17 protein-coding genes are annotated in these 17,482 nt (G+C 70.3%); 13 read left to right on the top strand and 4 right to left on the bottom strand.

The genetic code is table 11. The features are described from left to right. Nucleotides 1-115: 115 nt before the first annotated feature. The 3 genes from CK240_RS03765 to CK240_RS03755 all read left to right on the top strand — a co-directional run bounded on the left by CK240_RS03765 (nucleotide 116) and on the right by CK240_RS03755 (nucleotide 2,707). Nucleotides 116-472, top strand: coding sequence for a thioredoxin family protein (locus CK240_RS03765; protein ID WP_095638992.1), 357 nt, complete (start codon nucleotides 116-118; stop codon nucleotides 470-472). Between the two features lie 92 nt (nucleotides 473-564). After that, nucleotides 565-1,857, top strand: coding sequence for a serine--tRNA ligase (serS, locus tag CK240_RS03760; protein WP_095638991.1), 1,293 nt, complete (start codon nucleotides 565-567; stop codon nucleotides 1,855-1,857). 94 nt (nucleotides 1,858-1,951) lie between these two features. Beyond that, nucleotides 1,952-2,707, top strand: coding sequence for a hypothetical protein (locus CK240_RS03755; RefSeq protein WP_095638990.1), 756 nt, complete (start codon nucleotides 1,952-1,954; stop codon nucleotides 2,705-2,707). 69 nt (nucleotides 2,708-2,776) lie between these two features. Here the strand turns inward: CK240_RS03755 and CK240_RS03750 are convergent, their stop codons facing one another. Then, nucleotides 2,777-3,694, bottom strand: a complete 918-nt coding sequence (locus tag CK240_RS03750; protein WP_095638989.1) for an MBL fold metallo-hydrolase — start codon at nucleotides 3,692-3,694, stop codon at nucleotides 2,777-2,779. 213 nt (nucleotides 3,695-3,907) lie between these two features. Between CK240_RS03750 and CK240_RS03745 the strand changes: the two genes are divergently transcribed. Continuing rightward, the gene (locus CK240_RS03745; protein ID WP_095638988.1) at nucleotides 3,908-4,252 is read left to right on the top strand and encodes an ArsR/SmtB family transcription factor; all 345 of its coding nucleotides are present in this window, start codon (nucleotides 3,908-3,910) and stop codon (nucleotides 4,250-4,252) included. A 340-nt stretch (nucleotides 4,253-4,592) separates the two neighbouring features. Here CK240_RS03745 and CK240_RS03740 read toward each other — a convergent pair whose 3' ends face one another. From CK240_RS03740 to CK240_RS19560, 3 genes are all read right to left on the bottom strand, one after another. After that, nucleotides 4,593-5,819: an extracellular catalytic domain type 1 short-chain-length polyhydroxyalkanoate depolymerase gene (locus CK240_RS03740; protein ID WP_095638987.1), complete on the bottom strand. Its 1,227-nt coding sequence runs from the start codon at nucleotides 5,817-5,819 to the stop codon at nucleotides 4,593-4,595. A 25-nt stretch (nucleotides 5,820-5,844) separates the two neighbouring features. After that, nucleotides 5,845-6,243, bottom strand: coding sequence for a CopG family transcriptional regulator (locus CK240_RS03735; protein ID WP_095639242.1), 399 nt, complete (start codon nucleotides 6,241-6,243; stop codon nucleotides 5,845-5,847). A 262-nt stretch (nucleotides 6,244-6,505) separates the two neighbouring features. Continuing rightward, nucleotides 6,506-6,712, bottom strand: coding sequence for a hypothetical protein (locus CK240_RS19560; RefSeq protein ID WP_420818609.1), 207 nt, complete (start codon nucleotides 6,710-6,712; stop codon nucleotides 6,506-6,508). On the opposite strand from CK240_RS19560, the gene CK240_RS19145 reads away from it, so the two are divergent. The 9 genes from CK240_RS19145 (at nucleotide 6,644) to CK240_RS03690 (ending at nucleotide 17,430) form a co-directional block, all read left to right on the top strand. Then, nucleotides 6,644-6,781 carry a hypothetical protein gene (locus CK240_RS19145; protein WP_420818607.1) on the top strand — a complete coding sequence of 46 codons (138 nt, stop codon included), beginning with the start codon at nucleotides 6,644-6,646 and terminating at the stop codon, nucleotides 6,779-6,781. The genes CK240_RS19560 and CK240_RS19145 overlap by 69 nt on opposite strands. Before the next feature lie 110 nt (nucleotides 6,782-6,891). After that, entirely contained in the window at nucleotides 6,892-7,146 is a 255-nt protein-coding gene (locus CK240_RS03725) for a DUF982 domain-containing protein (RefSeq protein WP_338048843.1), read from the top strand. Nucleotides 7,147-7,330: 184 nt separating this feature from the next. Then, a complete protein-coding gene (locus CK240_RS03720; RefSeq protein ID WP_095638984.1) occupies nucleotides 7,331-7,915 on the top strand; it encodes an ANTAR domain-containing response regulator in 585 nt (194 codons plus the stop codon). After that, nucleotides 7,912-9,039, top strand: coding sequence for a CmpA/NrtA family ABC transporter substrate-binding protein (locus tag CK240_RS03715; protein WP_095638983.1), 1,128 nt, complete (start codon nucleotides 7,912-7,914; stop codon nucleotides 9,037-9,039). The genes CK240_RS03720 and CK240_RS03715 overlap by 4 nt, the downstream gene beginning before the upstream one ends. A 264-nt stretch (nucleotides 9,040-9,303) precedes the next feature. Further along, complete coding sequence (locus CK240_RS03710; RefSeq protein ID WP_095638982.1) at nucleotides 9,304-10,542, top strand: MFS transporter; 1,239 nt, start codon at nucleotides 9,304-9,306, stop codon at nucleotides 10,540-10,542. A gap of 23 nt (nucleotides 10,543-10,565) precedes the next feature. Next, nucleotides 10,566-13,001: a nitrite reductase large subunit NirB gene (gene nirB, locus CK240_RS03705; RefSeq protein ID WP_095638981.1), complete on the top strand. Its 2,436-nt coding sequence runs from the start codon at nucleotides 10,566-10,568 to the stop codon at nucleotides 12,999-13,001. Beyond that, the gene (nirD, locus tag CK240_RS03700; protein WP_095638980.1) at nucleotides 12,998-13,333 is read left to right on the top strand and encodes a nitrite reductase small subunit NirD; all 336 of its coding nucleotides are present in this window, start codon (nucleotides 12,998-13,000) and stop codon (nucleotides 13,331-13,333) included. Before nirB ends, nirD begins: the two co-directional genes overlap by 4 nt. Beyond that, nucleotides 13,330-15,936 carry a nitrate reductase gene (locus tag CK240_RS03695; protein ID WP_095638979.1) on the top strand — a complete coding sequence of 869 codons (2,607 nt, stop codon included), beginning with the start codon at nucleotides 13,330-13,332 and terminating at the stop codon, nucleotides 15,934-15,936. The genes nirD and CK240_RS03695 overlap by 4 nt, the downstream gene beginning before the upstream one ends. A gap of 414 nt (nucleotides 15,937-16,350) precedes the next feature. Continuing rightward, nucleotides 16,351-17,430, top strand: a complete 1,080-nt coding sequence (locus CK240_RS03690) for a zinc-binding metallopeptidase family protein (protein WP_095638978.1) — start codon at nucleotides 16,351-16,353, stop codon at nucleotides 17,428-17,430. Nucleotides 17,431-17,482 lie beyond the last annotated feature (52 nt).

The raw sequence follows: 17,482 nt of genomic DNA, 5'->3' as shown, positions 1-17,482 counted from the left end.
GGAGGATATTTGGACAAAGAAGAAGCCCGCAAGCCGAGGTCCGGGCAGTGACCTGCTTGCGACCGGTTGCCGCGCAGGCGAGACTCGGCCCGAGTTTTCGTCGAAAAGATGTCCCATGCACCGCCGCGCCGTTCTGACCACGCTTGCCCTTGCCGCCGCCTTCCCTGCCGCCGCAGCCGCGCCTGCGCCGCGCGGGTGGGCGCTGCTGATGGTCGAGGCGCCGCGCTGTCCCTTCTGCGCGGCCTTCCGGCGCGAGGTGCTGCCCGGCTATGCCTCGCACCCCTTGGGCCGGGCCGCGCCGCTGGTGTCCGTGCCGATCGATGGGCCCTGGCCGGACGGGCTGGCGCTGGCAAGCGCGCCGCAGGCCTCGCCGACCTTCATCCTGCTGAAAGACCGCATGGAAGTCGGTCGGTTCCAGGGCTACGACGATCCCGAAACCTTCTGGCGCGCACTGGGCGGACTGCTGGCGTGAGCCCGCCCCTTTTGCCGCGCGCGCCCCTGCGCTAAGGCAAACCCGCGCGGTTGGATTTTTCCAACCCGGACCGGCAGCGAAAGGGACAGGCCATGCACGACATCCGCGTGATCCGCGACGACCCGGCGGCGTTCGACGCAGCCCTCGCCCGCCGGGGTCTTGCGCCGATGTCGCCCGAGATCCTGTCGCTGGATGCCGAGCGCCGCACGCGCATCGCCGCCGCCGAAACCGCCCAGGCGGAACAGAACCGCGCCAGCAAGGAAGTCGGCGCGGCCAAGGCGCGCGGCGACGAGGACGAGTTCCAGCGCCTGCGCGTCCTTGTCGGCACCAAGAAGGACGAGGTCGCCGCCATGCAGGCCGAGGCCTCGGCGCTGGACGGGCGCCTGCGCGACCTGCTGATGACGATCCCGAACCTGCCGCTGGACAGCGTGCCCGAGGGGAAGGACGAGAGCGACAACGTCGAGATCCGCCGCTGGGGCGAGCCGCGCGCGATGGACTTTGCCCCCGCCGAGCATTTCGAGATCGCGGGCGTGCGCCCCGGCATGGATTTCGCCACCGCCGCCAAGCTGTCGGGCGCGCGCTTCGTCCTGCTGACGGGCGCCGTCGCGCGCATCCACCGGGCGCTGGCGCAGTTCATGCTGGACCTGCACATCGACCGCCACGGGCTGACCGAGACATGGACCCCGGTCCTCGTCCTGTCCGAGATGATGGAGGGCACCGGCCAGCTGCCGAAGTTCGGCGAGGACAGCTATCAGACGCGCGAGGGCTGGTGGCTGATCCCCACCGCCGAGGTCACGCTGACCAACACCGTCCACGGCGAGCTGGTGGACCAGGCCACCCTGCCCCGCCGCATGGTCGCCCATTCCCAGTGCTTCCGGTCGGAAGCCGGCAGCGCGGGCCGCGACACCACGGGGATGCTGCGCCAGCACCAGTTCGAGAAGGTCGAGATGGTGTCGATCACCGACGCCGACACGGGCCTGGCCGAGCACGACCGCATGACGAAATGCGCCGAGGCCGTGCTGGAGGCGCTGGGCCTGCCTTATCGCACGATCGTCCTGTGCACCGGCGACATGGGTTTCGGCGCGCGCATCACCCATGACCTCGAGGTGTGGCTGCCCGGGCAGGACCGCTATCGCGAGATCTCGTCGGTCAGCTATTGCGGCGACTTCCAGGCGCGGCGGATGAACGCGCGCTATCGCCCGGCGGGCGGCGGCAAGCCCGAGTTCGTCCACACCCTGAACGGCTCGGGTCTGGCGGTGGGCCGCACGCTGATCGCGGTGCTGGAAAACGGCCAGCAGGCGGACGGCTCGGTGGACCTTCCGGCGGCGCTGCACCCCTATCTGGGCGGCGCCACGCGGCTGACAGCCGAGGGAACGCTGGCCTGACCGGCATGGCGGGCGGCGGTGCCGTTCCGCCTTTGTCCGGGCAAAAAGCTTGCCCCGCGAGGGACCCCGCACAATCCTGCGGCGTTTCTCCGGCATGAATCGGAACCTTCAGGCCGTGATCGAGGCGTTCACCGCGGGATTGTTTGCGATCTCGGCGATCCTGACCGCATTGCGGACAGTCACGGCCTGGGATGACCTTTACACGGACCCGCTGACCTTCGACCGCCCCATCATGGGGCGGATGGCGCTGCACGGCGGCGGCACCGAGGTCAACCTGCTGGGCGTCATCGCGCAGCCCACCAACCTGATCCTGTGGGGACTGCTTGCCGCGGCGGTGGCGGCGGCCATCCTGCATGTCGTGGGCAGGCTGCAGGAACGCTTCGGCCCGCCGCTGCCACGAGCCCTGAACATAGGCCTTCTGGCAGCCACGGCCGCGCCCTGGGTGGTCAACAGCGTCCCGATCGCGGGTCTCGCGCTGGGCGCGCTGGCCTGCGGCCTTCTGGTTTACGGCATGAAGACCCTTCCGGCCCCCGCGCGCGGGCTGGGGTTCTTTCCCATCGCCTTCCTGTGCGGCTGGTTCGTCATGGCCACCTGCGCCTCGCTGAGCCTGCTGGCCTATTACATGGGCCTCGGGCTTGAACGGGCGATCCTTCTGGGCCTTCTGGCCGCAGCGCTGCTGTCGGTGTGGATCCAGCTGAGGATCGACCGCTTTCCCAGCTTCGCGCTGGCCGTCATCTGGGCGATGATCGGCCTTGCGGGCGAAACGGCGGGCACCAGCATCACGATCGCCACCGCCTGCGTGCTGGGGATCTCGGCCCTCGCGGTGGTGCTGGTGCGGGTGACGACCTGAGGCCGCTTGCGGGAAGGCTCGGCCGGCCCTGCCTGTCCGCCCGGCGGGGCGACGCGTCCGGCCGTCGTTTCAGAAGCGGTTCACCGGGATCCTGAGATAGCTGTGGCCATCGGCCTCGGGTGGCGGCAGGCGCCCGCCGCGAAGGTTGATCTGCAGCGCGGCAAGCATGCGGTCGGGCAAGGGCAGCCGGGCGTCGCGCTGCTTGCGCAGCCTGATCCAGTCCTCGCGCAGGGTGCCGTCCCTGACGTGGCGGTTCGTGGCGCGCTGCTCGGCCACCGTCGCCTCCCATCGCGGCTCGGCGCGGGTGTCGGTGCCATAGTCATGTCCGACGAACAGGCGCGTGTCTCCGGGCAGCGACAGGATCTCGTGGATCGACTGCCACAGGTCCTCGGCGCTGCCGCCCGGGAAATCGGCGCGCGAGGTGCCCGCGTCGGGCTGCATCAGCGTGTCATGCACGAAGGCCGCGTCCCCGCAGACGAAGGTGATCGATCCCAGCGTGTGGCCCGGCGACAACATCACCCGCACGTCCAGATCGCCGATGCGGAAGGTCTCGCCATCGGCGAACAGGCGGTCGAAGTCGCGGGCGGGATCGAAGGCTTGGGGCAGATGGTAAAGATCCGCCCAGAGGCGGGCGATCTCCACCACCTTCTCGCCGATGGCCGTGACCGCCCCCGTGCGCCGCTTCAGCAGGGCCGAGGCCATGACGTGATCGGCATGGGGATGGGTGTCCAGCACCCATTCGACCGTCAGGCCATTGCGGCGCACCAGGTCAAGCACCTGGTCCATGCTGTCGGTCGAAAGGCGGGCGCTGCACGGGTCGAGGTTCCACACGACATCGATCAGCGCGGCCTTTCTTGTCGCGGGGTCGGCGCAGACATACTGGACCGAGCCGGTGTCAGGCTCGTAGATGCCCCAGACATCGGGGCTGCCCGGCCCGCGCGACGGCGAATGGCGCGTGATCGGCTGCTTCGGCTGCGGATCGCTCATGCCCTTGTCCCTTTCCGTTCCGAAGGCGTCATTTTCAGGCACGCCCGGACAGCGCCGCGCGCGGCCTGGGCCGCCGGTCCGGGGCGCGGCCCGGAGATGTCGCAAGGCCCCTGCCCGGGGCGGACCGAGACCGGCTGCATCTGCGCTTCCATCGCCTTCCTTTGTCCTGCCGCGGCGCTTGAGGTATCCCTTTCGCGGGCCTATGTATTAGGCATGTCTAATTCAGTCAACGCTAATACATCCGGGCGGGACATCGCGGGTTCTGCCGCCGCCCTGCAGGAGCGGGCCGAGGACGTGGCGGCGCGGCTGGCGCTGATCGCCAATGCCAGGCGCCTGCTGATCCTGTGCGAACTGGCAAAGGGGGAGCGATCGGTCGGCGCCCTGCAGCGGGCCGTCGGCCTGAGCCAGTCGGCGCTGAGCCAGCATCTGGCCCGACTGCGCGAGGCCGGGATGGTGGACACCCGCCGCGAAGGCCAGACGATCCACTACCGCCTCTGCGATCCCGATCTCGAAATCCTGATGGACGCGCTTTACGAGGCCTTCTGCCGGGACGGCTGAGACGGGGGCGGCTGGCCCGGCCTTCGTTCGTGCGCTGCGGCCGGGGGCCGAGCCGTCCCCGCGCAGTCGCCTGCGGCGGCGGCTCTTCGGGGAACGTCCCTGTCGGCTTCAGGATACAAGGGCCGGGTTGTGTCCGGAACGCAGCCCCGCTTGCCGCCGCTGACTGGCACCCTTGCACTGTCCGACGTGGCCGTGCCGGCCTCTGCCGGACGAAGGGAGACAACCCGCGCCGGGTTGCCCCGAGTTGCCGGGAACGCCTGGGCGAAACGGGCGGGCGCCGGGGATCTGCCGAGGCTCCCTTCGCTGCCCGCTCACCCTGCGGGCTTGCAGGTGACCCCGGTCACTGCCGCCCATGCAGGAAGAAGCGGACCATCTCGGCCGAGGCATCGGGGCCTGCGGGATCGGTATAGCTGCCCTCCACGCGCCCTCCGGACCAGGCATGGCCCGCGCCCTCGATGCGCCACGACTCGACCAGTGGCGTGCCGTCCCCGGCCTCGACCAGATCGCGGCTGTAGGCCCGTCCGCCCTTGGATCGGCCCTGTTCACGCCTTGAGGTGCCGCTCAGGGCGTGACCTGCGGCGGCGACCAGCGCCTCGGCGTTCGAGGGGTGGACCGTGGCGTCCGCCATGCCGTGGAAGACGATCATGCGGACAGCGCCCCGTGTCTTGCCGGGCGCCCGTCCCCCCTGCCCGCGCATCGCCCCGAAGGCCGAGGGCATGTCCCGCGCGATGCCGTGGGGCAGACCCGAATGGATGCCGACCGCGGCGAAGAGGCTCGGGTGGGTTGCCGCCAGCGTGGCTGTCATCGCGCCGCCGGCCGACAGCCCCGCCGCGAAGATCGCGTCCGGCGACACCGAGAACTCGGCCGCGACGGCGCGGGCCAGCGCCCCGAGCAGCGCAGCCTCGCCCGCCTCGGCGCGCTGGTCCTCGGGACGGAACCAGTTCCAGCACCCTTGGGCGTTATGGGCACGGGACTGGTGGGGATAGACCACGATCAGCCCGCTCTGCTCGGCGTGGCGGTTCATGTCGGTGCCGCGGGCGAAATCGTCCGGGTCCTGGGTGCAGCCGTGCAGCATCAGAACCAGCCCCTTCGGCCCGCCGGGACGGTTGGACGGCACGAACAGCCGGTAGTCGCGCGACCCGTGTTCCGAGTCGAAGCTGCGGGTCTCGTATAGCGCGCCCTCGGGGACGTGGGGCCGCGCGTTCACGCGGCCAAGGCCCGGCAGGCCGTTCGATCCTTGCGGGACCATGCAGTCCAGATTGTCCAGCATCCGCTGCAGATCAACCTGCCCCGTCTGCAGCGCGTGGGCCCCGCCCTTGCCGGGTGACGCGCCAAAGGGCGGCGGGGACTGGCGCGGCGGTTGCTCCTCCACCACCTCGGCCTCCTCGATGTGGGCCAGCGGATCGCCCCCCGAGCCGGCCGGCGCTTGTGCTGGCCGCGCCATCTCGTCCGGCTGTCGGTCCTTCCCTGCCAGCGCGGCCTGGATGATGCGGGCGGCCTCGGCGGGATTGCCGGCGCGCGTCTGTTCGAGTGCCCGGCTCATCGCCGTCGCGAAGTGGCTGTTCATGTCCGTCTCTCCGGGGCCGCGGCCCCTATGTGATGCGGTCTTTCAGGGCCGCCCTGATCGCAGGCGGGGCCTGCAGCGCGCCCAGGACTGTCAGCGAAGCGATCGCCGCCCGCGCGAGGTCCGGGTCGATGTCGGGCGCGATCCGCGCCAGCCCCACCACCTTGATGTGCAGCGTCTCGCCCCGGGCGACCGCCGCTTCCAGTTCGCTGCGCGTCACGTCGCGCAAGCCCATCTCCAGCGTGTGACGCTCGATCGAGCGGCTGACGGCATCGGCCTCGGCCGTCAGCTGGTTGCGGATGGCGGTGCGGATGAAGTCGCTGCGATTGCCGTAGAACCCCTCCTGCACCAGCAGGTCGATCCGGCCGAGGTCGACATGACCCAGGTTGATGGTGATCTTCTCGTTGTCAGGCTGCTTCGCCAGGATCGCCTCCTTATCCCAACATCCATATGGATGGTATATGGATGGTGTTCCGCAAGCATTCAAGACATCCGAGACCCGGAGGGCTTCGGAGGCAGGCGGTCCCTTTCCACCCTGTGGGAGTCGAAATCCGCACCTGGTGCCCGACACTGCCTTTCCCAGCCTTTCACAGGGCCGGATGCAGAGAAACCGCGGCGGTGCCTTAAAAAGGCGGTGACTGGCACCTATGTGTGTCGGGCAACCCTCTTTCGAACCTGTTCCTTCCGGCTCAGCTCTCGATCCCCAGCTTTGCCAGTCCGCCACAATCCGTGGGCGGCTTCGACGAAAGGAACATCACCATGACCTGCGCCTTGTGAAATGGCTCGATGCGGCCAGAGGCTTCGGCTTCATCCAGCCCGAAGGCGGCTTGAAGGACGCTTCCGTCCACATGCCCGGATCCGAGCGTGCCGGCACCTGTCGGCCGGATGACGACCATGCGGTCCCGTTCCATCCGGAACGCGACGCCGATGGGCGAAAGGCGGCAACGCAGCTCGTCCCCGGCTGAGCGAAGCCTTTGACATCATGACTGCGGGGCCGCTTTCGGGCAGGTCCCCTTACCCGCGGACCGGATCGCGCTGGAACGCGCCGGCCTCCGCCTCTTCAGGAAAAAGAAACGTGATCGAAATCAACTGGGGCAAGCCCCTGTCCTTTGTCATATCGCCCGATGGCGACATCCAGGAATTCACCACCGCCGAGCAGGCGCACTATTGGCTGCGGAAGAGATGGCCCGTCGCGGACACTGCCCGCGACCGCGCCCTCCACCAGATCCGGGCGGCCATGGACTGCATGGTTTCCGTGGGCTCCGCGCGCCGCGCCTTCATCTCGGCCGCGAAGACCGCGGGCTTCCGGTCAGAAAGCCGCGTCGCCTAGGCCGCACGCACGGCCGCCGCGCGACGCGGCGCCCGCCTGCACGCCCGGCCGCGATCCTCGGATCGCTCCGCGGGGCGGCACCATTGCACAAGATGTCGGCAGGTGCCCGCCCCGTGCGGGGCCTCGGCCGCTTCGGCGGCAACGACCTGTTGCGTTCGCCGCGTGCACTGCGTTCGCTTTCCGCATGAACCGGCACCTCAATATCCTCGTGATCGAGTCCGATGAAACGCGCGCGCGGACCGTCGCCGACGCGCTGGCCCAGGATGGCACCTGCCGGGTCGTGATCCTGGCCGACACCAGCAGCCTCAGCCGCCGGATCGCCGAGATGGACCCCGATGTCGTGCTGATCGACGTCGCCGACCCGTCGCGCGATGTGATCGAGGACATGGCCGTCGCGACCTCGCCCAAGGAGCGGGCGGTCGCGCTGTTCGCGCCGGGCGGGGATACCGAGTTCATGCGTGCGGCCATCGAGGCGGGCGTGTCGGCCTATGTCGCCGAGGACATCCGTCCCGAGGTGCTCCGCCCCGTGATCGACCTGGCGATCGCCCAGTTCGGCACGGTCCGGCGGCTGCGGCTGGAACTGGAAACCACCCGCCGCGCGCTGGAGGAGCGCAAGCTGATCGACCGCGCCAAGGGCATCCTGATGCGGGCGCGGGGCCTGTCGGAAGACGAGGCCTATGCGCTGCTGCGCAAGACCGCGATGGACCAGAAGAAGAAGATGGCCGAGGTCGCCGGCGCGCTGGTGACGGCGGCAGGGCTTCTGGGATGAGCGGCAAGTCCCTGCGTCTGGCCTATGTGCCGCTGACCGATGCGGCGCCCGTCATCATCGCGCGCGAAATGGGCTTTGCGGCGTCCGAGGGGGTCGCGCTCGATCTCGTGCAGGCGCGCTCATGGGCGCTTCTGCGCGACTTCCTTTCCGCCGGGACGGTCGAGGCCGCGCATATGCTGGCGCCGATGGCGGTGGCCCGCGCGATGGGGTTGCAGGCCTCGCTGCCGCCGGTCGAGGTGCTGATGGTCCTGTCGCACGGCGGGCAGGTAATCGGGACATCCACCGCCCTGGCCCGCGATCTTCCGCCGCTGACGGGGGCCGCGCAGGCGGCGGACGCGATCCGGTCGGCGGCGGGGCCCCGCCCCCGCGTGGGCGTGCCCTTTGCCTTCTCGACCCACGCGCTGCTGATGGGGCGCTGGCTGGGGCGCGGGATCGAGATCCGCACCGTGCCCCCGCCCCTGATGGCCGAGGCGCTGGCGCGGGGCGAGATCGATCTCTTCTGCGTGGGCGAGCCCTGGGGCACGGTCGCCGCCGAGGCGGGGGTGGGGGCGATCCTCGCCTCGGGCCGCTCGATCTGGGCGGCGCCACCCGAAAAGGTGCTGGCGGCCCGGGCCGGATGGGCCGAATCCCGGCCCGAGGCCGCGGGGGCGCTGATGCGGGCCGTGTGGCGGGCGGGGCGCTGGCTCGACCAGCGAGGCAACCGCGAGGTCGCCGCCGAGATCCTCGCGCGCCCCGAATATCTGGGCCTGCCGGTCGAAACGGTTGAAGCCTCGCTGACCGGCCGCACCGCCTTCGCCCTGCCTCCGCCGCCGGGACCGTTCATCACCTTCCACGACGGCGGGGCGAGCTTTCCCTGGCGAAGCACCGGCGCCCTGATCGGCGCCCAGCTCGCCCAGCGCTTCGACCTGCCGCAGGAGCCCGCCGCCCACGCGGGGGCCGCGATCTTCCGCACGGACCTTTACCGCCGGCACATGCGCGCGGCGGGTGCGGACCTGCCCGGCGCGTCCATGAAGATCGAGGGGACGCTGACCCATCCGACCGCCGTCGCGTCGGAACGCGGAACGATGATTCTCGCGCCCGACAGGTTCTTCGACGGCTGGATTTTTGATCCTCCCGTGGACTGACTGCCCAGCGTTTGCGCAAAAGCGCAGGCCGGCCCGGCACCCGCGCCCGCAGCGCCGGGATTTTCCATCCTCGCGCTTGCGGCAGCGCAGCAACCCTGCTGTGCTGCAGGACAGGAAGCCTGCAACGGCGCAGCCTTCCCCGGCACCTCGGGTGCCATCTTCCGCGACGACGCGGCCCCCGGACATTCACCCGCAGACATGCCGGCCCGTCGCGGCCCCCGCATGCCCGCTTTCTTCGACGCCACGCCACCCGGAGCCCGAAGCATGGCCGATTCCGCCGTTACCCCCGTCCCCCATCCGACCCGTGCCCTTGTCCTGTCGACCGGGGCCTTCACCATCTGCTTCGCCGTCTGGACGATCTTCGCGATCATCGGCCTGCAGATCCGCGAAACGCTGTCCCTTTCCGAAACCCAGTTCGGCCTTCTGGTCGGGATGCCGATCCTGACCGGATCGCTGATCCGCGTCCTTCTGGGCGTCTGGACCGACCGCCTGGGCGGCCGCACCGTCTTCACCCTGACCATGCTGGCCGCCGCGGCGGCGACCTTTCTTCTGTCCTTCGCCCAAACCTATCCGCAGTTCCTTCTTGCCGCGCTGGGCGTGGGGATCGCGGGCGGGTCCTTCGCGGTGGGCGTGGCTTATGTCTCGCGCTTCTACCCGGCCGGGCGGCAGGGCACGGCGCTGGGGATCTTCGGCGTCGGCAACGTCGGCGCGGCCGTGACCAAGTTCGCGGCGCCCTTCCTGATGCTGGCGCTGGGCTGGCAGGGCGCGGCGCAGGTCTATGCCGCGGTGCTGGCGCTGACGGCGGTGCTGTTCTGGTGGCTGAGCGAGGAAGACCCCGTCACCGCCGCGCGCGGCAGGGGCGAGGCCCCCGCCCGCAGCTTTGCCGCCGAGTTCGCGCCCTTGGCCGATATCCGCGTGCTGCGCTTCTCGCTTTACTACTTCTTCGTCTTCGGCGGCTTTGTCGCGCTGGCGCTGTGGCTGCCGCGCTATCTGGTCGGGGTCTACGGCTTCGACGTCGCCTCGGCCGGGATGGTCGGCGCGGCTTATTCGATCCCCGGCTCGATCTTCCGGGCCTGGGGCGGGGCGCTGTCGGACCGCCACGGCGCGCGGGCCGTCCTTTACTGGACCTTCGGCGTCTCGGCGCTGGCGGCCCTGGCCCTGTCGCTGCCCCTGGGCGCGGCGGGCCAGCCGGGCCTCTCCCCGGCGGCCTTCATCGCGCTGGTCTTCGTCCTCGGCCTGTTCATGGCCATCGGCAAGGCGGCGGTCTTCAAGCACATCCCCGTCTATTACCCGCAGAACGTGGGCGCTGTCGGCGGCATGGTCGGGATGATCGGGGGCCTGGGGGGCTTTGTCCTGCCCATCGCCTTCGGCTGGCTCAAGGATGCGACGGGGCTGTGGTCCAGCTGCTTCATGCTGCTGTTCCTGATCGTCGCCGCCTGCTTCGCCTGGATGCACCTGACCGTGCGGCGGCTGGACCGCACCCCTGCCGGCCAGCCGGCATGACCCCCCGTTTGCGAGGACTTCCCATGACACAGCGACTTGTCGTCATCGGCGCCGGCATGGCCTCCGGCCGGATGATCGAGCACCTGCTCGACGGCGCCCCCGAGGGCTGGGACATCACCCTCTTCAACGCCGAACCGCGCGGCAACTACAACCGGCTGATGCTGTCGCCGGTGCTGTCGGGCGAAAAGACCTACGACGAGATCGTCACCCACGACGACGGTTTCTACGCCGCCCGCGGCATCGCCTGCCGCTTCGGCGAGACGGTGACGCGCATCGACCGGGCGCGGAAGGTGGTCGTCTCGGCGGGCGGCGAGACACCCTATGACAGGCTGGTCATCGCGACCGGCTCGGCCCCCTTCATCATCCCGGTGGCGGGCCGCGACCTGCCGGGCGTCGTCACCTACCGCGACCTCGAGGACACCAACGCCATGATCGCCGCCAGCGCCCCCGGCGCCAAGGCGGTGGTGATCGGCGGCGGGCTTCTGGGGCTGGAAGCCGCGGCGGGCATGGCCGCGCGCGGCGCCGACGTGACGGTGATCCACCTGATGGGCCACCTGATGGAACGCCAGCTGGACCCGGCGGCGGGCTACCTGCTGCAGAAGGACCTGGAACGGCGCGGCATCCGCGTCCACTGCAAGGGCGCCACCAAGGCGATCCTGGGCCGTGACCGGGTCGAAGCGGTGCTGCTGGAAGACGGCACCGTCTATGGCGCGGATCTCGTCTGCATGGCCGTCGGCATCCGCCCCGAGGTGCGCATCGCCACGGACGCCGCTCTGGATGTCGGGCGGGGCATCACCGTGGATGCCCGGATGCAGACCTCGGACCCGTCGATCTTCGCGCTGGGCGAATGCGTCGAGTTCGAGGAGCAGCTGTTCGGCCTCGTGGCCCCGCTCTACGACCAGGCGCGGGTGCTGGCGGATGTGCTGAACGGCGGCGACGCGGCCTTCCGGCCGGTGCAGACGGCGACCAAGCTGAAGGTCACGGGCTGCGACCTGTTCAGCGCGGGCGACTTCGCCGAGGCGCCCGGCCGCGAGGAGATCGTGTTCCGCGATCCCGGACGCGGCATCTACAAGCGGCTGGTGATCGAGAACGACCGCCTGATCGGCGCGGTCATGTATGGCGACACCGCCGACGGCAACTGGTTCTTCCAGGCGATCAAGGACGGCACCGATATCAGCGCCACGCGCGAGACGCTGATCTTCGGCCCGGCCTTTGCAGGGGGCGTCCAGTCGGACCCTCTTGCAGCCGTTGCAGCATTGCCGCCTGAAGCGGAGATCTGCGGCTGCAACGGCGTATGCAAGGGCAGGATCGTGCAGGCGATCGAGGGCGGCGCGACCGACCTGGGGCAAGTGCGGGCGCAGACCAAGGCCTCGGCCTCGTGCGGCACCTGCACGGGGCTGGTGGAACAGGTCCTCGCGCTGACCCTGGGCGACGCCTTCCAGAAGCCTGCCGCGCAAGCCATCTGCGGCTGCACCGACCTGACGCACGAGGAGGTGCGGCGCCTGATCAAGGCGCGCGAGCTGAAATCCATGCCGGCGGTGATGCAGGAACTGGGCTGGCGCACCTCCTGCGGCTGCCCGTCCTGCCGGCCGGCGCTGAACTTCTACCTTCTGGCCGACTGGCCGCTGGAGTATCGCGACGACGCGCAGAGCCGCTTCGTCAACGAGCGGCTGCACGCCAACATCCAGAAGGACGGCACCTTCAGCGTGGTGCCGCGCATGTGGGGCGGGGTCACCAACCCGCGCGAGCTGCGCGCCATCGCCGACGCGGCCGAGAAATACGACGTGCCGATGGTCAAGGTCACGGGCGGCCAGCGCATCGACCTGCTGGGCGTCAGGAAAGAGGACCTGCCCGCGATCTGGGCTGACCTGAACGCGGCGGGGCTGGTCTCGGGCCACGCCTATTCCAAGGGGCTGCGCACGGTGAAGACCTGCGTCGGTTCCGAGTTCTGCCGCTTCGGCACGCAGGACTCGACCGGGCTGGGGATCGCGCTGGAACAGCGGCTGTGGGGGTCCTGGACGCCCCACAAGGTCAAGCTGGGCGTCTCGGGCTGCCCGCGCAACTGCGCCGAGGCCACCTGCAAGGACGTGGGCATCGTTTGCGTCGATTCCGGCTACGAGATCGGCGTCGGCGGCGCGGCCGGCATGGACGTCAAGGAAACGCAGCGCCTGATCAAGGCCGGGACCGAGGCCGAGGCGATCGAGATCACCGTGGCATTCGTCCAGCTTTACCGCGAGCACGCGAAGTATCTCGACCGCCCCTACAAGTGGATCGCCAAGGTCGGGCTGGACTGGGTCCGCGACCAGATCGCAGATCCCGCCACCCGCGCCGGTCTGGTCGAGCGCTTCGACCTGTCCCAGCGCGTCTACCAGAAGGACCCCTGGGCCGAGCGCGCGCAGCCCCGCGAGGCGCGCCGCTTCCGCCCCGTCGCCGATCTTTCGCTGGAGGCCGCCGAATGACCATCTGGATCGACATCGCCGCGCTGGACGAGATCCCGCAGCGGGGCGCCCGCACCGTCAGGACCGCCCAGGGCTGCGTGGCGGTGTTCCGCACCTTCGACGACCGGGTCTTCGCGCTGGACGACCGCTGCCCGCACAAGGGCGGGCCGCTGTCGGACGGGATCGTCCACGGCCACGCCGTCACCTGCCCGCTGCACGCCTGGGTGTTCAGCCTGGAAACCGGCATGGCGCAGGGGGCCGACGCCGGATCGGTCGCCACCTACCCGGCGCGCGTCGAAGCCGGCCGCGTCCTGATCGACGCCGAGCGCCTGATGGGAAGGCGGGTCGCATGATCCGCTCGACCTGTCCTTATTGCGGGGTCGGCTGCGGGGTGATCCTGTCGCCCGCGGGCCATGGCCTGTCGGTCAAGGGCGACCCCGACCATCCCGCCAACCGTGGACGCCTCTGCTCGAAGGGCACCGCCCTGGGCGAGACGGTCGGCCTGTCGGGGCGGCTGCTGGCGCCGGTGATTGACGGGGCCGGGGCGGACTGGGACACCGCCCTCGACCATGTCGCCGCGCGCTTCCGCGACACCATCGCGGCGCACGGGCCGGATTCGGTGGCCTTCTACCTGTCGGGGCAGATGCTGACCGAGGATTACTATGTCGCCAACAAGCTGATGAAGGGCTTCATCGGCAGCGCCAACGTGGACACGAACTCGCGGCTCTGCATGGCCTCGACCGTGGCGGGGCACGTCCGGGCCTTCGGCGCCGATACCGTGCCCGGAACCTACGAGGACCTGGACGAGGCCGATCTGGTCGTGCTTGTCGGCTCGAATCTCGCCTGGTGCCATCCGGTGCTGTGGCAGCGGGTCGAGGCCGCCCGCGCGGCGCGCGGCACGCGGATCGTCGTGATCGACCCCCGCCGCTCGGTCACGGCCGAGGCCGCCGACCTGCACCTGGCCATAGCGCCGGGGGCGGATGTGGCGCTGTTCAACCGCCTTCTGGCCGCCATCGCGGACCGCGGCCTGACGAACGCGGCCTTCCTGTCCCACGTGACCGGCGCAGGGGACGCCATCGCCTCGGCTTCGGCCGAGCAGGGGGACACCGGCCTTTCCCCCGCCGATCTGGGGCGCTTCATCGACCTGTGGTGCCGGACCGAGCGGGTCGTGACCGTCTTCTCGCAAGGGGTCAACCAGTCCAGCAGCGGCACCGACAAGGTGAACGCGATCCTGAACTGCCACCTGGCGACGGGCCGCATCGGCAGGCCCGGCATGGGGCCCTTCAGCGTCACGGGCCAGCCCAACGCCATGGGCGGCCGCGAGGTCGGCGGGCTGGCCAACCAGCTCGCCTGCCACCTGTCGCTGGAGAATGCCGACCACCGCGCCGCCGTCGCGGGCTTCTGGAACGCCCCGCGCATGGCGGAACGGCCCGGGCTGAAGGCGGTCGAGATGTTCCGCGCGGTCGCGGAGGGCCGGATCAAGGCGCTGTGGATCATCCACTCGAACCCCGCCGTCACCCTGCCCGAGGCCGACAAGGTCCGGGCGGCCATCGCCGGCTGCGATTTCGTCGTGGTCAGCGACGTGACCGGGGCAACCGACACCGCGCGGCTCGCCCATGTGCTGCTGCCCGCCGCCGCCTGGGGCGAGAAGTCGGGCACCGTCACCAACTCGGACCGCACGATCAGCCGCCAGCGCGCCGCCCTGCCGCCGCCGGGGCAGGCGCGGCCGGACTGGTGGGCGCTGGCACAGGTCGCGCGGCGGATGGGCTTTGCCGGGTTCGATTGGGACGGGCCGGCCGCGATCTTCCGCGAGCACGCGTCGCTGTCGGGCATCGCGGGCCGGCTGGGGCGTGACTTCGACATCTCGGGCAAGGCCGCCATTTCTGACGCCGAGTATGACCGGATGGAGCCGTTCCGCTGGCCCTGCACCACCGACCGCCAGGGTGGCCGTTTTTTCGCGGACGGCCGCTTCCTGACCCCCGACACCCGCGCGCGCATGGTCCCCGTGACCGCCCGCGCGCCTGCCGCCGCGCTGACCGCCGACCGTCCGTTCCGCCTGAACACCGGCCGCATCAGGGACCAGTGGCACACGATGACCCGGACGGGCCGCGCGCCCCGGCTGAACCGGCATCTGGGCGAACCCTTCGTCGAGGTGAACACGGCGGATGCGCTGAAGCTGGGACTGGCTCCCTTCTCGCTTGCCGAGGTGAGCAGCGACTCCGGCCGGGCGATCCTGCGCGTCATTGTCACCGACCGCGTCCCCGGCGGCCAGATCTTCGCGCCCATGCACTGGACCGGCGAGACCGCGCCCACGGGCCGGGTCGATGCGCTTGTCCCCGCCGCAACCGATCCGCTCTCCGGCCAGCCGGAATCCAAGGCAGCGGCGGTGACGCTGGCGCCTTGGGCCGCGCGCTGGTTCGCCTTTGCCGCCACCTGCGACGTGCTTGCCCCGTCCACGCCCTACTGGGCGCGGCGCATGACCGAGACCGGACAGGCCGCCGAACTGGCCGCCCCTGCCGCGCCGCCCGAGGGCACCGAGGCCATGGCGCGGGCCCTTTTCGGCCTGCCTGACGCCCAGATGATCCGATCCGACGACCCGGCGCGCGCGCTGACGACGCTCTGCTTTGTCACCGAGGGCCGGGTGCGGGCGCTGCTGTTCGCGGGGCCGGCCCCGGTGATGGCCGCCCGGGACAGCATCATCGCCCGGATCGGCGCGCCGGTCGGCCCCGCAAGCCTGGCCCCGCGCGCCGGAATGGACCAGCCCGACGAGGGGCCGATCCTCTGCGCCTGCATGGGGGTCGGCCGCAACCGCATCGCCGCGGCCGTCGCGGCGGGCGCGCGGGACGTGGCAACGGTCGCCTCGGCGACATGCGCCGGCACCGGATGCGGCGCCTGCCGGCCCGAGATCGCCGCGCTGATCGCCGCCACCCCCGTTCCCGCCATCGCGGCGGAATAGCCGAGAACGAAGATGGAGGCATTTCCCATGTTCCCGAACATCGCCGGACGCGGTTCCGTCGGCCTGCGCCGCGGCAGGCGGGCTGCATCCGCCGGGACGCGGCCGGGCCCTGGAGCTGTGGCCGCTCCGGTTCGCCGCTGGCTGGACTGCGTCATGCCGTCCGGCAGGGGCGGGCAGCCTGGCGGGACAGGTCTGGTGGGCGCGGGAACAGGTTGAACGGATGAGGGCCTGTCCTCCTCACGTCTTGGGGCGAGCCATGGTCGCCGCCCGCCATGCACCAGGATCAAAGCCGGATCACTCGCCGGCGGCTGATCAGCCCGGCCGTGGAACCTTCGGCCTCTCAGCTGATTGAACTTGGCTTTGCTCTCGGTGCCGCCGGCAGATGTTCGCGAAGCAAAGGTGTCAGGGATCTCCATGCAACTGTTCGAATGCCAGAACTGCGGGCAAACGCTTCATTTCGAGAACCGCTTCTGCGGGCGCTGCAACCACCGGCTGGGCTATGTCGCGGCGCGACAGGCGCTGGTGGCCCTGCGTCAGGGGGGCGAACTGTGGTTCCCCATCGACGCGCCGCACGAAAGCTATCGCTTCTGCGCTAATGCGGAACATGACGTCTGCAACTGGCTCGTTCCTGCCGGCGGGACACGCATCTTCTGCGAGGCTTGCAGCCACAACCGCACCATCCCGGACCTGTCGGTCGAGGGCAATCTGGAGCGGTGGCGGCGGATCGAGGACGCCAAGCACCGGCTGTTCTACTCGCTGATCCAGTTCGGGCTGCCGCTGGTCACGCGGGCAGAGGACCCCGAGGGACTGGTTCTCGACATGATCGCCGATCCCGACGATCCGAACGCGGACAAGGTGCTGACCGGACATGCCTCGGGGCTGATCACGATCAACATCGCCGAAGCCGACGACGCCGAGCGTGAAAGCCGGCGCACAGGCATGGGCGAGCTTTACCGGACTCTGCTGGGCCACTTCCGCCACGAGGTGGGCCACTACTACTGGGACCGCCTGGTGCGGGACGGCGATCCGGCGGTGCTGGAGCAGTTCCGCGCGCTGTTCGGCGACGAGCGCGAGGACTATGCCGAAGCCCTGAACCGCCACTACGCGCAGGGGCCGGCCCCCGACTGGCGCGAACGCTGCATCTCGGCCTATGCCTCTGCCCATCCTTGGGAGGACTTCGCCGAGACCTGGGCGCATTACCTGCATATCGTGGACACCCTGGGCACGGCGGGCGCCTATGGCCTGCGGTTGCGCCCGGACGTGGACCAGGCGGGCGAGCTTGCCACGCGCATCGACTTCGATTCCTACAGGGGGCAGACCATCGAGGCGCTGGTGGACGCCTGGACGCCGCTCACGCTGGCGGTCAACTCGCTGAACCGCAGCATGGGTTTGGCCGATCTTTACCCCTTCGTGCTGTCCACGCCCGTCATCACCAAGCTTGGATTCGTGCATGACCTGATCGCCTCTGCCCAAACAACAGGCAGGAACGGATGACGGCAGCAGGGCTCCCGCTGGGTGGCTTGTTCCACCATGACGCCCATGCAAC

The organism is Paracoccus salipaludis (assembly GCF_002287065.1).
GTDB classification, from domain to species: Bacteria; Pseudomonadota; Alphaproteobacteria; order Rhodobacterales; family Rhodobacteraceae; genus Paracoccus; species Paracoccus salipaludis.
Note: the sequence above shows the minus strand (reverse complement) of the source record. Positions and strands in the feature narration are given on the sequence as shown.